The sequence below is a fragment of the Mucilaginibacter litoreus genome (assembly GCF_042676805.1).
Lineage (GTDB): Bacteria > Bacteroidota > Bacteroidia > Sphingobacteriales > Sphingobacteriaceae > Mucilaginibacter > Mucilaginibacter litoreus.
This window is the reverse complement of sequence record NZ_JBHTHZ010000014.1, coordinates 791888-813886: the sequence shown is the minus strand read 5'-3', so window position 1 is coordinate 813886 and position 21999 is coordinate 791888. Positions and strand designations below refer to the sequence as shown.

Sequence of the window (21999 nt, the reverse complement as noted above, 5' to 3'; positions counted from 1 at the left end):
GATAAGCTTATTATCCTTCATGTATTACCGCTTGTTCCGGGATACTTACGTTTTTACTTTCCATTCGCTTTTTAGTGAGGTTGTTTACACGCCACATCAGTAAAATACTAATAAGGGTAATGCATACTACTACATATCCTACAATATTATAATGTTGCAGAGGGGTGCCTTTACCGTTTTGAGTAACTATCATACCCGCTGCGGCCGCAGCTACACCTCCGGCAATTTGCTGCATTGACGAGTTGATACTCATAAATGCCCCACGGTCGCTCATCTCGGGTATGGCACTTACTAATGCAGATGAAGGTATCATACGGCTCATAATACCAATCATCATGCATACGTTAAATATCATTACCAACCACAAGGGGGTTATTGTACGGTTGGTATATATAATGCAGATGACCATCATCCATACGCAGGCTCCTGCAAACAACTTAAACTTATCAATCTTATCGCTTAGCTTACCAATCATAGGCATTATTAATAAAGAACTAACTCCCGACACCATAAAAAGCATTGGCAATTGCCGGTTGGTTAGTCCCAAATTATTTATGGCGAAAGCGCTGCCAAAGGGCATCATCATAAAACCGCCTATAGAAAGTAAAGCTGTTGCGGTAAAGCCAACGCGGTAATCTTTTTTTGCTACGGTATGCCATAAATGAGTAAGGGCCGATCTGTCTTTTTGTATTGATAGATGTTGTGTTACCGGTTTTAGTTTTATGGCGATTAAGCAGGCTATAGCTATGCTTAGAACAGCTACCATCCAGAATGGTGCTTCCCACCCCCATAAGTTTGCCAGATATAAACCTATCGGGACGCCCAAAACCTGGCTTCCGCCAAAACCCATCTGTATAAAGCCCATTACCCGTCCACGTTGCTGCAAAGCAAACAGATCGGTAATTATTGCCATGGATATAGAGCCTATCACGCCGCCAAATAACCCGGTTACAATACGGGCGGCAACAAGTGCTGTATATGAGTGCGCCAATCCGCAAAAAAGGGTACCGATAATAAACCCGGAATAAAAGAAAAGGAACAGCTTTTTCCGATCGAATTTATCGGCAAATCCTGCTGTTAGCAGGCCCGAAGCACCAGCGCTGAAGGCGTACGCTGATACTGCCACCCCAAAGGCTGACGGCTTTAAACTAAGCGATTTCATGAGCATATCGCCCAATGGCGACATAACCATAAAGTCAAGTATCACGGTAAACTGAGTGATAGCTAAAATAAATATTACAAATTTCTGGTAACTGGTTAGCGGTACCGTTTGTTCATTTTTCATTATGTGGGTTAAGTTAATTCACAGCACTGGAAGCCATGATGGTTTAGTGTTTTGATTATATCATTGTGTGATAGATGGTAGGAAACTATCCGCAATACACAATCTTTATCTTCCATATCAATGCTCCAGCAGTCGATAGCCGGATTTGTGTCAAATATTGCATGCAGAAACTTTTTGTTTTTATCGCAATTAATATTGGTTTTAAAGAGCAATATGTGATCAAAGTTGTCCATGATAGAATCTTATTTTTTAAGCGCTCTGATTACCAGATCAAATGTTTTCCAGAGTACTTTATCTGTCATTTTAAAAGGTTGCCCTCCCAGGCTTTGCCCTTCCTGATCAAACCTTACTAATGAGTATAGTGGAGAAAAGGCAACAGACCAGTAGGCTTCAAAAGGCATTTCTTCCACCTCGCCACGGGCTATTACATTCTGCATGAACTTACCCATCACTATTTTAAAGTCTGATAAAAAGCTTTTTAGAAATTTCTCCTGATAGCTTGAACTTCGCAATTGATCGAAGAATAAATTCATGGATGGGTTTTCCTGCATGTACTGATAGCGGTTGGTCCATTGTATACGCAAACCTTCTTCAAAACCCATTGCAGGGTCAAAATTCTTCAATAATGCTTCGCTCATTTTTTTGCCTTCTTCCACTGCTATGTTAATAATAAGATCATCCCGGTCCTGATAATATATGTAAAGCGTAGCTACAGAAATTTTGCAGGCCTTGGCCAGTTTATTCATGCTGAAGCCCTCCAGCCCATCTTTCACTATAAGTTCAATGGCCTTTTGTTTTACTAACAGTACTTTATCAATATTCCTTATCCTCATATATAAACAAATATAAATGAATATTCATTCATTTATATAAAAGATAAATTTCTTTTATACGGATGGTCAATTAAGGTTAAAAAAAAAATGAAAGGAAAGCAGGATAAGTAAAACCTTACGTGGCCGAAGAAAGCCCATGATACTGCAAACAATTCTAAACCGCCTGATAGTGTTTGCTTGAACAAAACACTAAACATCCCACACCTTATCGGACATTGCGCCCGATAGGTGATGAAGATGCACATAATTGATTCAGAAAATCCCCCTTCTAAATCGTATTAATCAGTGTTTTCTTTTGATCCGGGTCTTCCCAAACAGATCCGTATACGTATGATTTTTTATTGCAAAAATTGCAGGAATACCTTTTAATAGGCAGCCAGAATAAAAGAGTTTTTATTAATACTGGTCTGCGTGTACGGCTGCTAAGTCGTCCTTTTTGGCAATGTGGGCAGTGCTTTTTTTGTTTTGTTTCCATTTTAGGGGTTTTTGTAAACGTTAAACAAATAGTAAAATCGTTTTGGCAAACATTATAGCATGCATAGCAACTTAATTACAAAGCATGTTTGTAATTAAAACGATACTTTAAAGCGCGGGTAAAGGAGTATATTATATCTCCTACTACACTATAAATGTACAGCTTTTACATTAAATTAATGTAAAAACTTTGTTTTTTAATTGCAAATACAGCACATTGTGCTTTTTAATCAATAGTTATACCCAAAAATGCGTTATAAAAAGCCATTTTAACAATTTACGGGGTGGACAAAATCAAGACAAATAATTTATTTGAGTTTTTATCTACGTTTTTAAAGATTATTTACAAATTTTCCTATTTCTTCATCGCTAAACAGGTTTAATTTCTTACGTAAACGTTGCTTCGCCTTTTTCACCCCGTCAATAGTAATACCTAACATGCCAGCCATTTCACGGTTGTTAAGTTTTAATTTAATCAATGTAAGCAACCGCGTGTCAGTTGTAGATAGACCATCATATTGCCTTAAATTATATAAAAAGCTATTGTGTGCTCTTGAAAACAATTTCTTAAACTCAGTCCAGTTTTCTTCTGTCATGATATGAGCTTGTACCATTTTTTCGAGATTAGCCATAATTTCGACGGTATCAGAAGGTGACTTTAATCGCTCAATTTCAATTTTAAACTGCTCTATAATTGAGTTTTTTTCCCTCAGGTTTTCAGTGTAACCATGTAGAGCGTCTATGGCATTCTCAAGTTCTGCGTCCAGCCTCAATTTTTCTGAAGCTAACAACTCTTTGTCTTTTTTTGCCTTTAAATTCTGCCTGTTATATATAAGTATTATAATTATTAATATCAGCAGTAATACAATTATTATGGCATTTTGCTTAAAAGCTGCGTTTTCCGCAGCTTTTCTTAGGGCGTTAAACTCTTGATGGCTCTTCTCTTTTATCCATTGCATTTTTACACGATCAATAGCAGCTATATTATCGCGCTTATCCACACTATCCCTTAGGCTTTCAGCTACGTTATGATATTTTGAAGCTTGAGAAAAATTACCAGTGTGCTCATTGACAATGGCTTTTAATTCATAATAATGCACCCATTCTATTAAGGCATTTTCGCCGGTATGTGATAATATACTATAGGCAGTATCAAGTTGAAGTGACGCCTCTTGAAATAAATTATACTTGATATTGATCTGTACAAGGCGTAAAAGTGCTATACCGGAGTTTAAAACCTGCTTATATTTAACAGATTGCTGATAATCTTCACGAATAAGTGGTAACGCCTTTGCGTAATTTTGCTGTAAAAAGTAAACTGAACCTATATTGCCTTTTGCAATTGCAGCCCATACACTATCGCCAATTTGTTGTGCCTGGGAAAGCGCGCTATAAAAACACTTAATAGCAGGTTTGTACTCTTTAGCACTACGATAAGACAACCCAAGTGTATTAATAATATTCACCCTTGTACGGGATGGTTCGGGCTGGTACTTTAAAGCATAGCGTAAATTTTCACGTGCATTATCCTCATCACCTACTGCGTAGTAAAAGTTCGCAGTTTCAGAAAAAAGATTACCTATATCGGGCACCTTGCTAAACCCAACTTCACGTAGGTTTTCTTCAGATAGCAGATAATACCGGCAAGCCTCAGTATTTTTTTTGTATAAAAACAAATAATTAGCCTTGCGGTGCTGATAAATTCCGGCTTCCATTCGCATGTTTTGCTTTTGAGCGAAGGCAATAGCCTGATCATAGTATTGGTTACTTAGTTGGTTATATCCGCGGTTGACCGAGTAATAATCGGCACACATATCATATACCGCGCATTGCAGGCCCTTATCGTTAAGCTTAGTTGCAAGCCTTATCAAATCGTGCAGGGAATGCATTGCATCCGCCCGATTCATTTTACGGCAGTTTGATTTATAGATAGACCTTGCGGCTTTGACACGGCTATTCTCTGAAGGATCTTTTAATGAGGCAAATAGGCCAGGCTGATAGAAAGGATGCTGTAAAGATTGGGCAATGGCAGGAAATGCACCAAATAGCAATACAAAAATAAAAGCAAACATACTCCGAAAGCGAAGCATACTCAAGTGGGTACAGATTAGTTAATAGTTAAACTTAAACAGGGGGATGTTTAAGATGCTAAATATAGGAAAGAAAAAAGTCAGTTTAGATTAAAAAAGAGTTAAATTAAATGATGTTTAATTAATTACAATTGTTGAGCCTGGTTATCTGGGGCATGAATTTCTTTTAGTGATAATGGTATTAGCTTTTTTGTTTTTAACCAGGTAACAGTTACAATCAATAAAGTCATGCTGCCGCCAAAAATAACAGCAGGCACTGTACCTAAAAGTTTTGCTGCCATACCCGATTCAAAATCGCCAATTTCATTGGATGACCCTATAAACATGGAATTTACGGCTGATACCCGGCCGCGCATGTGATCTGGTGTGAGTAGTTGCATCAACGTACCCCTGATAATAACACTTACACTATCAAAAGCCCCCTGTAAGAACAAGCACACAAGCGACAGGTAAAATACCCGGGATAAACCAAAACCAATAATGGATAAACCAAAGCCAGTTACCGCTATCAGCAAGTTTCTCCACGGGCGGTTCATCGGTGAAAACCTTACCATGGTTATCATGGTTAAAGCTGCTCCTAACGAGGTTGCCATACGCATGATACCTAAACCTTCTGAACCTACTTTTAAGATGTCCAGGGCGAAAACAGGTAACAGGGCCACTGCACCACCAAAAAACACAGAGAAGAGATCTAAGCTCATGGCATAAAACATTACTTTGTTAGTAAACACAAAGTTCAAGCCTTCTTTCAGGCTTTTCCAGATGTTTTCTTTTGGTATAAACACAGGTGGAAATTTACGAAGCAGGTAAACCAGTACAAGCGCTACAAGTAAAAACAAAAGTATAAAGGCAAAAGTTGCGGTAATACCACTAAGGCCTGGTATAATATGGCCTGCAAAGCCGTAAATGGCACCGCCGGTAAGCGGCCCTAATATTGATGCTACCTGAAAGCTTGAGCTGCTCCAGGTACTGCCGTTAGGATACAGCTCTTTAGGTATACTATGCGCATATATTACAAATGTGGCCGGCCCATAAAACGCACGTGCAAGTCCATTGCAAAATATCATACTATATAACACCGGCAATATCCACCCCGCCGGCACAATATAACGCATGCTACCAAGTGTTACTATAAACATGGTAAGCGCCGCTAAAAAAACTCCAGCAAAAATTATCAAAAGCATTTTACGCTTTTCGTACTTATCAGCTATATAGCCACCATAAAGCGCAATGCCTACTGCAGGTATAGCTTCGGCCAGGCCAATAAATGCTATGGCAACTTTGCTATGCGTTAACTGATAAATATAAAACCCCAGTACGGTGGTTTGCATTTGGTAGGCAAACGTAAAAAAAAAGCGCATGCCTATGTAAGAACGGAAGTCTTTGTAGCGCAGGGCTGCAAAAGAATCGGTTTTTTGTATAGATTGGTCGTCGTTTGACACTATAATTTATTTGAAGCGCAAAGTTACAGCAAAACCCTCCTCAAATGCATTTTTAAATTTAGAACCTGAGGCCATGCTGATCTATCAGGTAAACCAACGATGTGATAGCTGCTGCACCTAAATGTAACTCACGCTTGTTAACATTTTCAAACACATCGTTTGGTGTGTGGTGGATATCGAAATAGCGTTGCGAATCCGGACGGAAACCTATTAACTGGATTGAAGGAAGGGTTTCTTTCAGCGGACCGATATCTGTACCACTACCCCCGGCTACCAGCATGTCGGCTTCGTAAGGCTCAAGCAAGCCTTTCCATTGTTTATTAAGTTCTTTTAAGAAAGTGGGTGAAACACCTTCAAAGCTGAAGCCCCGTGGTGTAAAACCGCCTTCATCTGTTTCAATGGCAGCTATATGATCTTCCTTATTGGCTGCGGCCTGTTCAGCATACTTAATGCCTCCTTTATGCCCGTTCTCTTCGTTCATAAAAAACACCGCCCTGATTGAGTTTTTTGGTTTATAACCTGTTACTTTCAGGATGCGGAGTACTTCTACCGATTGGGTCACACCCGTGCCGTCATCGTGGGCGCCTTCTGCAAGGTCCCACGAATCAAGGTGCCCTCCAACAGTAATGTACTTATTAGGGTTTTCGCTACCTTTGATTTCGCCTATAACATTGTATGATTTTACATCGGGCAGGGTTTGGCAGTTTTGCTTAAAGTAAAACTTAATAAGCGGCAGTTTACGAAGTTTAAGCATAGTGCTTAATTTATTAGCCGCAAGTGTAGATATAGCAGCAGCCGGAATTTTTGGTACGCCATCCATATATACTGTACCACCAGTATGAGGGTAATCGTCCAGGGCTGGTGTGATAGACCTTACAATGGCTCCAACGGCACCATATTTAGCAGCTGCAGATGGCCCGGCAAAGCGCTGAATGCCTGCGGCACCATATCCATGACCAGTTTCTATAAATCGCTGATCGAACGCACCGTTGAAGAAAACAATTTTTCCTTTAATAGCGGCCTCACCTAAAGTTTCCAGCTCTTTAAGGCTTTTTACCTCTACTATATTAGCTGTGATGCCTTCTTTTGGTGTTGCTACAGACATGCCCAACGCAGCTATTGGAACAGCAATCCGTTTATTGCCATCTATAATATAAGCCTGCTCTTTAGCACCACGAACCCAGTGCGGCACCATTACCTCCTGTAAGTAAACTTTATCGAAGCCATAACTATCCATCAGCTTTTTACTCCATATAACAGCTTTTTCGGCACCGGCAGAGCCGCTTAAGCGCTGCCCAATGTTTTTACAAAGAAAGCGCAGATTATCATAGGCCTGGCCGTTAACTAAGGCCTCGTCATAAAATTTACGAAGCATTAATGAGTCCTGGGCTTTAGATGATAGTGTAAAACCTAATAAAGCAGCTAAAAAGAGCGTTTTTTTCATAATAGGCGAAGTATTAAACAAATGTAATAGTTGACAGGACAACCCAAAGAACACTATGAAATTTTATCCCAGCTTAAACCACCGTTTTTTTGCTGAAAGGCCTGATTCAACAATTGATTTTCGGGTGCCGCCAAATGCGGATCTTTCTCAAATATTTCAATAACCAGGTTGCGTGCCTGCGTTAATATTTCATAATCGGTAGTAAGATCGGCCGCTTTAAGATCAAGCACACCGCTTTGTTGGGTGCCTTCTATATTACCAGGCCCGCGCAGCTGCATATCTATCTCGGCTATTTCGAAACCATTATTGGTTTTTACCATTGTGTTTAAACGGATGCGGCCATCATTGCTGAGCTTTTCCTTACTCATCAATATGCAATAAGATTGCTCGGCACCACGGCCTACCCGACCGCGTAACTGGTGCAACTGCGACAAGCCGAAGCGCTCGGCATTCTCAATGATCATTACGGAGGCATTCGGCACGTTCACCCCAACCTCTATAACAGTGGTAGCCACCATGATCTGCGTTTCGCCTTTAATGAAACGCTGCATTTCATATTCTTTTTCTGAAGCCTTAAGTTTTCCATGCACAATACTGAGTTGATATTGAGGTTTGGGAAACTCCCGTGACATAGTCTCAATCCCATCATCCAGGTTTTTAAGGTCGAGCTTTTCACTTTCTTTTATGAGTGGGTACACAACATAAACCTGTCGGCCTTTAGCTATTTCCTGTTTCATAAAACCAAACATACGCAGGCGCTGGGCTTCATAAAAATGGATGGTTTGTATGGGTTTACGTCCTGCGGGTAGCTCGTCGATCACAGAAATATCCAGATCGCCGTACATTGTCATGGCAAGTGTACGTGGGATAGGCGTAGCAGTCATTACCAGAACATGTGGTGGCACAATGTTCTTTCTCCAAAGCTTGGCGCGTTGTTCCACCCCGAAGCGGTGCTGCTCATCTATCACAACAAAACCAAGGTTTTTGTATTGTACCTTATCTTCTATAAGCGCGTGGGTGCCCACAAGAATATGCAGACTACCATCTTCTAATTGATGATGTATGGCTTTACGCGCTTTCTGAGGAACAGAGCCTGTTAGTAATGCTACCTCTATAAAGCCATCGTCCACCAGGCTTTTAATAGTTTCGTAATGTTGCGTCGCTAATATTTCTGTTGGGGCCATTATGCAGGCCTGGAAGCCGTTATCAATGGCAAGCAGCATACACATCAGGGCTACAACGGTTTTACCGCTGCCTACATCGCCTTGCAAAAGCCGGTTCATTTGCACACCGCGTTGTGTATCCTGCCTTATCTCTTTTAATACCCGTTTTTGGGCATTGGTTAGCGGGAAAGGGAGCTTATGCTGATAAAATTCGTTGAAGTAGTTGCCTACCTTGTCAAATATATTACCCTTAAACTTTTGAGTGCGCAGCAACTTGTTTTTTAGTAGCTTGAGTTGCAGAAAGAATAATTCCTCAAACTTTAATCGGTACTGTGCTTCCTTTAACTGATTACTATTATCCGGAAAGTGAATATATCTGCAAGCCTCCTGACGGTTCATTAGCCTGTAACGGTTAATGATGTAAAGCGGCAGGTTTTCATGAATATCTTTTGCATGCTGCTCAAGCAATGTAGCAATCAATTTTTGAATGCCTTTGCTATCTAAGCTAAACTGCTTAAGTTTTTCGGTAGAATTGTAGGCTGGTTGTAATGTAAGATTACCTTTTTGCTGGTTAGCACCAGAAAAATATAGTTCCAATTCCGGATGCGACATTTGCGCCTTGCCGTTAAAAAATCCCGGTTTGCCAAATATAATGTAAACCTTACCAGGAATGATAGTTTTTTCAATCCACCTTATACCCTGAAACCATGCCAATTCTAAAAAGCCTGTTTCATCTTTGGCCTGTACAATAAGGCGTTTAGAATGTTTTTCGCCAAGTATCTCTTTTTGGGTTACGCGGGCCAGCACCTGTACATAAGGCATGTCCGGCTGAATATCCTTTATCTTGTAAAACCGTGTACGATCTATGTATTTGTATGGATAGTGTTTTAAAAGATCGTCAAAGCTATATATCTGCAACTCTTTTTTCAGCGCCTCGGCACGCGATACACCAACACCTTTTAAATACTCAATGGGTGTTTGAAATTGCTTACTCTCCAATTTGCAAATAGATCAGTCTTTTATAGCGATAACAGATATTTCTACATTAACGCCTTTTGGTAAAGCAGATACCTGCACTGTTTCCCTTGCAGGAAAATCAACTGAAAAGTATGAACCGTATACTTCATTTACCTGGGCAAAGGTTTGCATATCTGTAAGGAAAATTGTTGATTTCACTATTTTATCAAAACCGCTACCTGCTTCTGTTAAAATAGCTTTAAGGTTTTCCATTACCATTGTTGCTTCATCGGTAATGCCGGTTGTAATAATTTCTCCGGTGGCCGGGTTCATTGGTATTTGGCCAGATACAAAAAGTAATCCGTTTACAGCAACCGCCTGGCTGTAAGGACCGATTGGAGAAGGGGCGTTGTCAGTGTTGATGATAGTCTTCATTGTGTTATTTGCTATTTTGAAAAAAAGAACCACTGCACAAGTTTATAGATAATGCCTGCCAAAAACAGGATGATGGCAATAGCATTGATTGTATGCATAACCCTTAAGTTGAAACTGGTAGGTCTGTTTGGGTCTTTTTTTCTAAAAAAGTACATAAAACAAATTTAGTAAAAAAAAGAAAGCCCCCCGAGTTATTCGGGGGGCTTCTGAGATAATATTAAGTAATATTATTGTTTGAAAGAAACACGGCGGTTAGCTATGCGGCCTTCTTCAGTTGAGTTGTCAGCGATTGGACGAGTTTCGCCAAAAGCTTTAACTTTCAATTTAGAAGCAGATACACCTGAGTTAACTAAGTAAGTTTTTACAGAGTTAGCACGGTCACGTGATAAAGCCATGTTGTGAGCAGCAGTACCTTCTGATGAAGCATAACCTTGAACCTCAACAGTTTTACCAGATGAACGTAAGTCAGCTGAAGTAGCATCTAAGATTGGGTAAGAAGAAGTTCTTAATACTGAGCTGTCAAACTCGAACTGGATGTTAGAGTAAGCAGTACCTGTAGCAGTTGAATCAGCTTTAGGGAATACGATAACGCAACCAGAACCGTCAACAACGCTGCCAGCAGGAGTGTTAGGGCATTTGTCAAACTGATCAGATACACCGTCACCATCAGAATCTTTCTTAAGATCATTAACAGCGTTTTCAACGTTAGTTACACGGCCTTTAAGAGCCTCAACTTCTTGGCGTAAAGCTGCATCGTATAATTCATCATACATTAAAGCAACTGGGTTAGCCCACTCTAAGCTTGGTTTTGAGCTTGAACCAAGGGTGAACTCTAAACCACCGTAACCATAAGAGTATTTATCTTTAGTAGGATAAGCTCTTTTGTAACCGTCAAAGTTATCGCCATCAACAAAGTTAACAGTATAACCAAAGTTTAAAGCAACCGCATCGCTCAAACGGAATTTAACGCCTGCACCAACAGGTATGATTAATTCTTTAGTGAATTTGCTGTCACCGTTTTCGCCATAAGTACCTTCAAAGTCAACACCGTCAACTTTAGCAGAATACATAGCTAAACCAGCACCGGCAGTAGCGAAGAAGTTAACTGAATTTGTACGGTGTAAGAAATCGATAGTAGCGAAGTTCCAAACACCACTTAAAGTACCTGACCAGAATTTGGTTTCGAATTCTTTAACTGGGTAAACTGGATCGGTAGCATCAAGGTCATTATTGTTACCACCAACTTTACCGCCATGTAAATCTAACTGGATACCAAAGTTGTGAGCAATTTGATCCCTGATAGATAAACCGTAACCTAATTTAAGATCTGGTTTCAGGAAGTCGTTAGAGCCACCAAGTGCGCTGAAAGGCGAAGTTACGCCGGCATTGATACCGATACTCCAAGTTTTGTACTGACCAGTACCACCAAATACTTTTGGAGTAGTGGTTCCAGATGACATTGTTGTGTCTGTGGTCATGGTTGTGGTAGTAGTGGCAGTAGAATCTGTCTGCGCCAAAGCTACACCGGCAACCAGCACAGATGCAAATGATAATGCAACTGATTTTCGTAATGTAGAATAATTCATAGTTTTAAGATTAAACGATTTAATTGTGATTTTTTTCAAAATTAGTAATTATGTTTGAAACAAATACCAAATCTTGTTCCAAAATTCACAATATCTATTACAAACATTAAAATAGTTTGTTTTAATAAAAATTAATATTTTATTATTTATGAAGTACCTACCTGTTGACGAACAGTTATTTACAATTAATAGAAAAAATTTCGTTTCGCGATTAAAATCGAATTCTATAGCTGTTTTTTATTCAAATGATGAATTTCCAAGAAGTGGTGATCAGAGCTTCCTTTTTAAACAAAATGCGGATTTTTACTACCTGTCAGGTATCGATCAGGAGCAAAGTATATTGATTTTATATCCAGATTGTCCTAATCCACTATACAAAGAAGTACTATTTTTAAGACAAACCAACGAGCATATTGCCGTATGGGAAGGGCATAAGTATACCAAAGAAGAAGCGCGCAAAGCATCAGGCATACAACAAGTATTTTGGTTGCATGAATACGAAAGTATTTTGCATAGTATTATTAATTATGCTGATAATATATATATAAATACTAATGAAAACGATAGGTATGCGCACACAGTGCCTTATCGTGATCTGAGATTCCTGGAAGAATTGCGCCGTAAGTATCCTTTACATAATTATATGCGTTCGGCCCCTATTTTACGCGATCTGCGCGTTGTAAAATCAGAAATAGAAATAGCTTTAGCTCAAAAAGCCTGTGATATTACACGTGATGCATTTATGCGCGTACTGAAATTTGTACAGCCAGGTGTAACTGAATATGAAATTGAAGCGGAAATCACTCATGAGTTTTTAAGGCAAAGAGCAACAGGGAATGCTTATAGCCCGATTATAGCTACAGGTAAAAATGCTATTGTATTGCATTATGTAGAAAACAACCAGGTATGCCAGGATGGTGAAGTGATACTGTTTGACTGGGCTGCAGAATACGCCAATTACAATGCTGATATGAGCCGCTCCATACCTGTTAATGGCCGTTTTACAAAACGCCAGCGTGATGTATATGATGCCGTTCTGCGTGTTATGCGGGCCGCCACCAAAATGCTGGTTGCCGGTACTGTTTGGAACGAATATCATGATGAAGTAGGTAAAATCATGACAGGTGAATTGATTGACCTTGGCTTGCTTAAAAAGCACGAGGTTGAAAAGCAGGACTCTAAAATGCCTTTATATAAAAAGTATTTTATGCATGGTACATCCCACCACTTAGGTTTGGATGTACATGATTACGCCAGCCGTTACAAGCCTTTTGAGGTTGGAAATATCCTGACCTGCGAACCTGGGATTTATATCCCTGAAGAAGGTTTAGGCATCCGCCTGGAAAATGACATATTGATAACCCATGATGGCAACCGCGACCTAATGGCCCATATACCAATTGAGGCTGAAGAAATTGAGGAAATAATGAACGCTAAATAGTGATGGCTAATTAAGTGAGTGGTTATTCAATTGGTTCAAGCTTTTGATTTAATTTAACTATTCACCCGATATACTCAGATGCAAACCTGTACATATTAAAGTCAGCCTTTTTAAAAGCTTCAGCAATATCCTGCTGAAGCTTTTTTTTATCTATACCTGCCATCTTTTGCTGTTGGATGATGTTATAGGTTTTTTGTGTAAGTAAAGCCAAGCGCCGGCCATTGTCTTTTTGAGGATTTGACAGTATGAACCGAATAATTTCGTTTATACCCTCTTCTTTTAACGCTGATGTTTTATATACAGGCAAAACCTTGTCTTTATCCTGGTGTATGATCTTTTTTAGGTTATTGACAAAAAGATCAGCCCCGTCACGGTCGGCTTTGTTGATGATAAAAGCATCGGCAATTTCCATTAAACCGGCTTTAATGTTTTGTATTTCGTCGCCGGCTTCAGGTACAAGCACTACTAAAGTTGTATCGGCAAGACCGGCAATTTCAACCTCCGACTGGCCTACGCCTACAGTTTCAACAATAACATGGTCAAAGCCCGATGCCTTTAGCACATCTGTCAATTCTATGGTTTTGGCCGACAATCCGCCTAAAGACCCACGTGTAGCTAAAGAGCGTATAAAAACGTCCGGATGGTTAAAATGAGTAGCCATACGTATACGGTCTCCTAATAGTGAACCAAAGTTGAAAGGCGATGTAGGGTCAATAGCCAATACGGCTACTTTTTTTTCGTTTTCCAATAATCCAGAAATTATTGCGTTCACCAGCGTACTTTTACCTGCACCCGGAGGGCCGGTTATGCCAGTTACAGGCACATCAGACTGACCAAGGCCTTTAAGCAGTTCTGCATACCCATTAAGGTTATTCTCTACAATGGTTAATGCACGGGCAACCGACCGGAAATTTATATTGCTGTTTGGCATTGGCAAAGGCTTACGCCTGTTAAACGTTTTGCAAATGAATAAATTTATAGAATAATATACGTAAATATCTTTTATAATTGCAGCATCTGGCTAAGGCCCGTATCATTTAATGCCTGTGAAAACTGATCCCCAGCATATATTAATTAGCCGAACAGATGCTATTGGCGACGTAATGCTTACGCTGCCTGCTGCCGGTTATTTAAAAAAGCTTTTTCCGCAAAGTAAAATTTCTTTTTTAGGCAGGGATTATACTGCACCGGTAATTAAGGACTGCAGTGCGGTAGATGAATTTATTAGCTACGATGAGATAAAGGCATTACCTGATGCAGAGCAGATAACTTGTTTTAAGAAAAAAAAAATTGAAGCAATAGTACATGTTTTTCCAAACAAACATGTTGCACAACTGGCCAAAAAAGCAGGCGTAAAACTACGGATTGGCACAACTAACAGATTGTATCATTGGCTTACCTGTAACAAACTGGTAAAACTAAGTCGTAAGAAATCAGACCTGCATGAGGCGCAGTTAAATTTGATTTTGTTAAAACCCCTTGGCCTTGGGCAGGTGCCAGACCTGGCATCGGTAAACCAACATTATTTCTTTCAGGATCCTGGTAAATTACCCGCTGAAGTCGGGCAACTTTTGTCGGAACAAAAATTTAATCTTGTTATTCATCCAAAATCACATGGCAGCGGAGCCGAATGGGGGCTTGATAAATTCTCTGCGTTAATTAACCTTCTTCCGCCCCAAAGGTTCAATATCATAGTAACAGGTTCGGAAAAAGAGATGGTGTATCTGGCAGATTGGTTAAAAAAACTGCCCGCGCATGTTGTTAACCTTACCGGGCGTCTAACATTAACAGAACTTATATCGTTAATTTTTCAAACCGATGGATTAATAGCCTCCGGAACAGGGCCATTACATATAGCGGCGGCGGCAGGGATAAATACACTTGGGCTTTTTCCGTCTGTAAGGCCAATACACCCTGGCAGATGGGCACCGGTTGGCGAAAAAGCAACTTATATTGAAAGCGGGACAGGTACCCTTGACACAATTAGCGTCCATATGGTTTTAAACAAAATTGACGATTGGATATGAGCCAGCCGCGAATATTAGTTGCATTGGATTCGATGCGATATCCTAACACCGGATTATATTATTTTGGTAAGAGCCTGGGTGATGCATTGATAAAAAATAACCATTCGCAGTTTGATCTGGATTTTTTTTTATACTCAAGAACTACGGACTGTTTTGACAACGCTCCTGTTCATCGCACCTATTTAAAGCAGTATAATAAGTTTTTTTTTATCAATACAAATAACGTAGAGCTATTTCATTTTACAGATCAGCTAACCCGCTTAAATCCATCAGGAATCAGGGGGAAAAAGAAGATACTTACTATACATGATATTAACCAGGTTCATGAGAATATCAGTGCCGATAAAATAAAACGATATTTAAAAAAATTGGGTGGTCGTATTGACGCCTGCGAGCGTGTTGTCACTATTTCAAATTTTGTTGCTAAGGATGTATTGACATACTTTCCGCATATCGCTGATAAATTAAGTGTAATTTATAATGGTGCCGACAAGCTTGAAGTTAAAAGTAGGCATATACCAGGATATATACCGCAAGAGCCGTTTTTATTTACCATTGGTATCGTTTCTGAAAAAAAGAATTTTCATGTGTTGCCGGCTTTGTTGGAAAACAACAGTCTGGAGCTCGTTATAGCAGGGATAACAACACCTTACCAAAACAAAGTGATGGAACTTGCAAAAAAGCATAACTGCGAAAACCGAGTGAAAATAATTGGACCTGTAAGTAATGACGACAAAGCCTGGTATTATAAAAACTGCGAAGCGTTTGTTTTTCCATCAATAGCCGAAGGCTTTGGGTTACCTGTTATTGAGGCCATGCATTTCGGCAAGCCGGTTTTTGTTTCAAATCTTACTTCTCTACCCGAAGTTGCCGGAAATGTAGCTTATTACTTTAACAGCTTTGATGCGCATGATATGCAAAGTGTTTTTAATGACGGCATGTTGCATTATAAAAATGAAAATACCGCAACGGCAATTATAGCACATGCACATCAATTCAACTGGGATAATACAGCAAAACAATATCTGAAACTTTATAAAGAATGCTTGTGATAGCACTATCTGCGTTATCACTATTTTTTAGCGTCAGTGCCTGGTTATAAGTATGCCTTTCGTAAAATTTATGCAATTAATTATCATTTGTATTTTATAATACTATGCGTTTATTAAAAATATATGGCAATTGTTGTAACATTGCTTAATAAATGTGCGTAGTTCTTATAAAAGATGTAATGAGATCCTGCTTTTTAAGAAGTATCTGTAAAAGGCGCAGGATTTTACACTCACAAACTATAATATGTTCAAAAAAAAGAACCTGGCAGCAAAGCTTTGGCTTAAACATACTAATCGCGAAAAATATAAAGAGTACAAATGGAATCTTGCCAATCAAAAACTTATCGATTTGGCAATGCAGTTCAATGCCGGGAGCAAATTAGATACGTTACACAAACTACGGGCGTTTTGCCTCACTAATAAAAACCTTAACGTTTTACATAGCGGTAATTCTGGCGATATAATCTATGCATTGCCCACGCTTAAACGGATATATGAACTTACCGGAGTGCAGATCAACTTTTACCTTAAGCTTGATCAGCCTATGCATCTTTATCCGGGCGCTACTCATCCGCTTGGTAATGTAATGCTTAACCGCAAGATGGCTGAAATGCTGTTCCCTTTAATCAGATCTCAGGAGTATATTCATAGCTGCGAAATAGAAGAAGGGCAGCGCATAGATGTAGACCTGGATGATTTCAGGCGTTCACCTATCCCGCTGGACAGGGGCAATATCGCTCGTTGGTGTGGTTATGTTACAGGTGTCACCCCTGAGCTATATAAACCATGGCTAAAAGTTGAACCTGATAACACCTTTAATGATAAAATTGTATTAGCGCGAAGCGAGCGGTACCGAAACTCTTTTTTAGATCATAACTTTTTAAGTAAATACAAAAATCTGGTGTTCGTTGGTGTTGCTTCCGAGTATAAGGACATTAAAAATTACATTCCAAATGTTGAATGGGTACAGGTTGAAGATTTTATGCAACTGGCGCGTATCATTGCAGGAAGCAAATTTTTTATCGGTAACCAATCGTTTCCATTTTCGGTTGCCGAGGGTTTAAAGGTACCCCGCATACTTGAAACATTTTATGGAGCAGCAAATGTTATCCCTGAAGGAGAAAACGCCCACGAGATTTATTTCCAGCAACATTTTGAATCGTTGGTTATGGATTTAAATGGGAATGTTCCGGTGTGAAATTTATACCTTCGTTTATCCAGTTAAGTTTATTATGCTTTTAATAGGTTATTAAACACGGCTGCCTTTAATCCTTATCAATTTACTAATTTTGCAGCTTATATTTTTGAATGAAAACCTATTTTCGTTTACTTTCATTTGCCCAGCCGATAGGAAAATTTGCAATACCCTATGCATTTTTCACTATAATTTCTGTCATATTCAACACCCTTAATCTGGCACTGCTCATCCCGCTGCTGAATACGCTTTTTAATCCGGAAAATATAACCAAGGGGGCTGCTGCTGTATCAGCTAAAGGGCCGAGCGGCCTCAACTTTCTCGAATATTTTAACTACTACGTGAAGCATTTCATAGATCTGTATGGAAAAGAGGGGGCTTTACTTTTTGTATGTATAAGTATTGTTGTATCCGTTTTATTAAGCAATTTATTCAGGTATTTATCGCAGAGGGTGATGGAAAATCTAAGGATACACACCTTGCTTAACATACGCCGTACAGTGTTTGATAATGTGATGAACCTGCACATGGGCTATTTTAACAACGAGCGTAAAGGAAATATTCTTTCCAAAATAGCTTCTGATGTACAGGTAGTGCAATTTTCGGTCACAAGTACCCTGCAGGTAGTTTTTAAAGAGCCTTTACAGTTAATAGCATATGTTGTCAGCCTGCTCATTATGTCGCCAAAGCTTACGCTGTATGCACTTTTGGTTATCCCGGTTTCAGCTTTTATCATATCCAGGATCGTAAAGCAGTTAAAAGAACAGGCCATCGCATCGCAACAAAGCTACAGCAACATGATCAGCTACCTTGACGAGGCCTTATCCGGAGTTAAAATCATAAAAGCATTCAATGCAACAGAATATATTAAAAAACGCTTTAACGACGAAAATAAACGTTACTCTGCCATAACAAAGGCTATGGCCCGCAGGCAGCAAATGGCTTCGCCGGTCTCGGAGTTTTTAGGCGTTTTTATGGTATCGTGTATTGTATTATACGGCGGGCACCTGGTGCTTACTAACGCATCATCGTTAAGTGCTGCCAAATTCATAGCATATATAGCCATTTTTTCTCAGGTTATGCGCCCGGCTAAAGCTATCTCCGATTCGTTTAGCAATATCCACTCGGGTATAGCGGCAGGAGAGCGGGTACTTGAACTGATTGACGAAAAACCTAAATATACCGATGTACCAAACGCGGTTGAGGTGAACGAGTTTAAAGATGCCATCACTTTTCGTAATGTTTCATTTGCTTATGGAGAGCGCCCGGTATTATCCGGCATCAACTTAAGCATCCCTAAAGGCAAAACCATTGCATTGGTTGGGCCGTCGGGTGGAGGCAAATCTACCCTGATGGATCTGATACCTCGCTTTATGAACCCGGATGAAGGGGCCATATATATTGATGATAAAGATATCAAAGATATCAAAGCCGACTCGCTCCGTGCCTTAATGGGGGTGGTTAACCAGGAGTCGGTTTTATTTAATGATACCATATTTAATAACATTGCATTTGGTAAAACCGATGTACGGAAGGAAGATGTAGAGGCTGCAGCCCGTATTGCCAACGCTCATAACTTTATTATGGAAACGCCTAATGGTTATGATACCAATGTGGGCGATAGAGGAGCAAAACTATCGGGCGGGCAACGCCAGCGTATATGCATTGCAAGGGCTGTATTAAATAATCCACCACTTATGCTGTTGGATGAAGCCACCTCCGCGCTGGATACCGAATCTGAAAAACTGGTGCAGGAAGCTTTAAATAACCTGATGAAAAACCGTACATCACTGGTTATTGCGCACCGGTTAAGCACTATTCAAAATGCGGATGTTATCGCGGTATTAGAAAATGGTAAACTGGTAGAGCAGGGCAGCCACCAGGAGCTTTTAAACCGAAATGGCTTATATCGTAAGCTTATTGATATGCAAACCTTTAATGCTGATTAATTGCTGCGTGCAGCTAAACCAGCGTATCGTAAAAATCGTTTTGCCTTTGTTGCCTGTCTATGTCTTTAATGTGCAGCAGGCACATTCTGTAATTTTTATCGGCAATAAAATATTGGTTTTTGTAGCCTGTAAAAACTTCATGAACCTTATTTTTCCACCTAATTTTACCATTTAGTCTTACAACTCTTGGCTGATAGTCAGGAAAATTAATGTATCCTTCAGGGTTAACGTTCCAGTTCCACTTTTCCCTATGTTCATTGGTGTATCCGTTCACAATGTTAATTCGGGGTATCAAAAAGCAATCAAAGTCGCGCTTTTTAAATAATTTCCTTTTTAAGTTTTTTAGCAGGTATACTTTTGGCAACTCGTCTGCATCTATCTGAAACAGGTATTTACTTTTGGCGTGTTTAATAAGCAGATTCTTGAATGAAGCAAAATCATTATCAAGCTTAGCTTCAACGTGCTTAATTTTACCTCCATATTTTTGAATTACAGCAGTAGTAGCGGCGTCTTTTTTAGTAACATCCTGTAATACTATTATTTCATCGTTGAAATTAATGTTATCTACCAGGCATTCAAGAAGCTTGTCGAGTTCGGCATGTTCATTACATACAGTAACACCATAGGTTATACTTACAAAAAATGTGAAGATATTTAGAGCCATTATTTTAGGTTAATCAGCGAATGTTCTGAAGATCTCAAATTGATAATATGAATATGTAAAATATCCGCTTGAAATCTGAAATTATTTTTGCCGATCAGTTTTTCAAAAATATTGAATTGGCGGTTAACGTGTCTATCTATTATTTCAACTAAATGCCGCAGTACATTAGTTGTTTTATTTGAAAATCTTTTCGCATCAAGGGATATTAATATATCATTGCCCTTTACAGCATTAAAAGGCAGTAAACGTTGCTTAAGGTTTATACCCGTATTTGGTTGCTCATGCTTGATGTAAGCGAGCGGATCTATATCCAAATAAACCTCACTTGCGTATGGCTCAACCTCGGCAACCACTTCAATAGTCGCGTTTTTTATAATGAAGCCCGTATTAAACTTCTTTTTCACAGGGGATGAAACCGGAAAACCCCATTTGCGAATAAAGTTCTTATTTGAGTTTTGCTCTATAATTTTTGTTTTAAACTGATACTCTTCAGAGAACCTTGAAGTTTTACTTACAAAATGATAGCACAGGGTGTTAAGTGATATAAAAAATTTCAAGCCTTTAAGCCTTAACCTAAGTACAAGGTCATCGTCTTCGCAAAACATTGGATTAAAAAGCCGGTCGAGGCCACCGGTTTCTAACAAGACCTTTCGGGGAAGGCATAAAAAGAAACTTACACCACTGTTATATTCAACCAGATCATTGCTTGCATTACGGTTAGCAGCAAAATCATAAAAAGCCTGTATGTTTAAAGACAAAAGATCTTCGCCAAAATCCTTTATAAGTTTATTCGGGCGTTCGTCTGAAGCAAATATCGGCGGCTCAACAACAGTATAAGATATAACCCGGTCTTCACGTAATTGCGGGGTTAGTGTTTCTATAAAGCCCGGTGAAAGCACCATATCATTATGTACAAATACCACATGTGATTTTGTTGCAAGCTGAGTGCATTTATTATAAGTATCTGAAAATGTTTTTTGCACGGGCTCGTAGTAATAAATCACGTTGGCATCATTCAGGCTGTCCAGCCATTCATGTGTTCCATCAGTGCTGCCATAACTAACAAACACAATCTCTGCATCCGGATATAAAGCACGGGTTGTAGTATAAAAATTTTTACTATACTCTATATTGTTTTTTAAACCTACTAATAAAGACAGCTCATTTCTCATAATAAAAAGGCCTGCAACATCATTATAATTAATGTTGCAGGCCAAAGCTAATATTTTATTTATTGAAATTTGAAACCTAAGCCCAGTTGAAATACCTGGTTGCGGTAATCGGGCAACAATGAGGGGCCGTTGGTACGGTTACGGTCCAGATCAATGGCATAGCGACCCCTTAGCTCAACATTACGATTAAGATTAATGCCGACCCCTATAACACCGGCAATAATGCTTTTATCCCCATTGTTATCATACTCTGTTTCAACTACACGGTTAAAGCCGTCATCATAAATATTACGGGTTGAGGTTTGAAACGTAAACTGGGGCCCTATTACAAAATTAAAACCCGGCACCACCCTGAACTTTGCCAGCAAAGGCAGATCAATGTAGTTGGTACGTTGCTTAAACTCGCCATCCGGTGTTTGTGCCTTATAACCTTTTTGGGAAAAAAGAAGCTCAGGGGCAAAAGAGAACGAGTAAGATACCGGAAGCTCAAAAGTTAAACCCGCGTGCCAGCCGGCAATTGTGCTGGTACTAAAGTCGGCATTGTAAGAATCTACCGTGTTAGAAAAATTAATACCTGCCGCCACACCAACAGATGGCCGGAAATAATCGTTCGCGGGCCTTGCATAGCGTTGCTGTACTGGCGGCGGCCTGCGGTATACGCGCCTTACAGGGCGCCTTCGCGGATAATATTGAGCGCTTACCTCGCCGGCAATAAACAGGCAAAAGGCCATAAAAAGTAGTTTTTTCATTGTTTCATAAAATTTAATTATCAGTTGCCAAATACTAATTG

At 39.6% G+C, this 21999-nt stretch carries 18 protein-coding genes; 5 read left to right on the top strand and 13 right to left on the bottom strand.

Features of this window, described 5'->3' with window-relative positions; genetic code table 11:
• Nucleotides 1-10 precede the first annotated feature (10 nt).
• The 9 genes from ACFQZX_RS19460 to ACFQZX_RS19420 all read right to left on the bottom strand — a co-directional run bounded on the left by ACFQZX_RS19460 (nucleotide 11) and on the right by ACFQZX_RS19420 (nucleotide 11709).
• Nucleotides 11-1285 carry an MFS transporter gene (locus tag ACFQZX_RS19460; RefSeq protein ID WP_377118580.1) on the bottom strand — a complete coding sequence of 425 codons (1275 nt, stop codon included), beginning with the start codon at nucleotides 1283-1285 and terminating at the stop codon, nucleotides 11-13.
• A 242-nt stretch (nucleotides 1286-1527) separates the two neighbouring features.
• The gene (locus tag ACFQZX_RS19455; protein ID WP_377118579.1) at nucleotides 1528-2118 is read right to left on the bottom strand and encodes a TetR/AcrR family transcriptional regulator; all 591 of its coding nucleotides are present in this window, start codon (nucleotides 2116-2118) and stop codon (nucleotides 1528-1530) included.
• A gap of 806 nt (nucleotides 2119-2924) precedes the next feature.
• A complete protein-coding gene (locus ACFQZX_RS19450) occupies nucleotides 2925-4664 on the bottom strand; it encodes a transcriptional regulator (RefSeq protein WP_377118577.1) in 1740 nt (579 codons plus the stop codon).
• A gap of 143 nt (nucleotides 4665-4807) precedes the next feature.
• A complete protein-coding gene (locus ACFQZX_RS19445; RefSeq protein ID WP_377118574.1) occupies nucleotides 4808-6124 on the bottom strand; it encodes an MFS transporter in 1317 nt (438 codons plus the stop codon).
• Between the two features lie 58 nt (nucleotides 6125-6182).
• Nucleotides 6183-7568 carry a M20/M25/M40 family metallo-hydrolase gene (locus ACFQZX_RS19440; RefSeq protein WP_377118572.1) on the bottom strand — a complete coding sequence of 462 codons (1386 nt, stop codon included), beginning with the start codon at nucleotides 7566-7568 and terminating at the stop codon, nucleotides 6183-6185.
• Nucleotides 7569-7621: 53 nt separating this feature from the next.
• A complete protein-coding gene (recG, locus tag ACFQZX_RS19435; protein WP_377118570.1) occupies nucleotides 7622-9730 on the bottom strand; it encodes an ATP-dependent DNA helicase RecG in 2109 nt (702 codons plus the stop codon).
• 12 nt (nucleotides 9731-9742) lie between these two features.
• Nucleotides 9743-10123: a RidA family protein gene (locus ACFQZX_RS19430; RefSeq protein WP_377118568.1), complete on the bottom strand. Its 381-nt coding sequence runs from the start codon at nucleotides 10121-10123 to the stop codon at nucleotides 9743-9745.
• Between the two features lie 11 nt (nucleotides 10124-10134).
• Nucleotides 10135-10278 (bottom strand): DUF6728 family protein, encoded by a 144-nt coding sequence (locus ACFQZX_RS19425; RefSeq protein WP_377118566.1) that lies wholly within the window; start codon nucleotides 10276-10278, stop codon nucleotides 10135-10137.
• Between the two features lie 72 nt (nucleotides 10279-10350).
• Nucleotides 10351-11709: an OmpA family protein gene (locus ACFQZX_RS19420; protein WP_377118564.1), complete on the bottom strand. Its 1359-nt coding sequence runs from the start codon at nucleotides 11707-11709 to the stop codon at nucleotides 10351-10353.
• A 148-nt stretch (nucleotides 11710-11857) separates the two neighbouring features.
• On the opposite strand from ACFQZX_RS19420, the gene ACFQZX_RS19415 reads away from it, so the two are divergent.
• Nucleotides 11858-13150 (top strand): aminopeptidase P family protein, encoded by a 1293-nt coding sequence (locus ACFQZX_RS19415; protein ID WP_377118561.1) that lies wholly within the window; start codon nucleotides 11858-11860, stop codon nucleotides 13148-13150.
• Between the two features lie 61 nt (nucleotides 13151-13211).
• Here ACFQZX_RS19415 and meaB read toward each other — a convergent pair whose 3' ends face one another.
• The gene (gene meaB, locus ACFQZX_RS19410; protein ID WP_377118559.1) at nucleotides 13212-14081 is read right to left on the bottom strand and encodes a methylmalonyl Co-A mutase-associated GTPase MeaB; all 870 of its coding nucleotides are present in this window, start codon (nucleotides 14079-14081) and stop codon (nucleotides 13212-13214) included.
• A 115-nt stretch (nucleotides 14082-14196) separates the two neighbouring features.
• Between meaB and ACFQZX_RS19405 the strand changes: the two genes are divergently transcribed.
• From ACFQZX_RS19405 to ACFQZX_RS19390, 4 genes are all read left to right on the top strand, one after another.
• Nucleotides 14197-15177, top strand: coding sequence for a glycosyltransferase family 9 protein (locus ACFQZX_RS19405; protein WP_377118557.1), 981 nt, complete (start codon nucleotides 14197-14199; stop codon nucleotides 15175-15177).
• Nucleotides 15174-16229 (top strand): glycosyltransferase family 4 protein, encoded by a 1056-nt coding sequence (locus tag ACFQZX_RS19400; protein WP_377118555.1) that lies wholly within the window; start codon nucleotides 15174-15176, stop codon nucleotides 16227-16229. Before ACFQZX_RS19405 ends, ACFQZX_RS19400 begins: the two co-directional genes overlap by 4 nt.
• Nucleotides 16230-16473: 244 nt before the next feature.
• The gene (locus ACFQZX_RS19395; RefSeq protein WP_377118553.1) at nucleotides 16474-17427 is read left to right on the top strand and encodes a hypothetical protein; all 954 of its coding nucleotides are present in this window, start codon (nucleotides 16474-16476) and stop codon (nucleotides 17425-17427) included.
• Between the two features lie 110 nt (nucleotides 17428-17537).
• Nucleotides 17538-19373 carry an ABC transporter ATP-binding protein gene (locus ACFQZX_RS19390; protein WP_377118551.1) on the top strand — a complete coding sequence of 612 codons (1836 nt, stop codon included), beginning with the start codon at nucleotides 17538-17540 and terminating at the stop codon, nucleotides 19371-19373.
• Between the two features lie 13 nt (nucleotides 19374-19386).
• Here the strand turns inward: ACFQZX_RS19390 and ACFQZX_RS19385 are convergent, their stop codons facing one another.
• The 3 genes from ACFQZX_RS19385 to ACFQZX_RS19375 are packed head-to-tail and all read right to left on the bottom strand — an operon-like array spanning nucleotide 19387 to nucleotide 21958.
• Nucleotides 19387-20037: a glycosyltransferase gene (locus ACFQZX_RS19385; RefSeq protein WP_377118549.1), complete on the bottom strand. Its 651-nt coding sequence runs from the start codon at nucleotides 20035-20037 to the stop codon at nucleotides 19387-19389.
• Complete coding sequence (locus ACFQZX_RS19380; protein WP_377118547.1) at nucleotides 20037-21209, bottom strand: glycosyltransferase family 2 protein; 1173 nt, start codon at nucleotides 21207-21209, stop codon at nucleotides 20037-20039. Before ACFQZX_RS19380 ends, ACFQZX_RS19385 begins: the two co-directional genes overlap by 1 nt.
• 59 nt (nucleotides 21210-21268) lie before the next feature.
• Nucleotides 21269-21958, bottom strand: a complete 690-nt coding sequence (locus ACFQZX_RS19375; protein WP_377118545.1) for a porin family protein — start codon at nucleotides 21956-21958, stop codon at nucleotides 21269-21271.
• Between the last annotated feature and the right edge of the window lie 41 nt (nucleotides 21959-21999).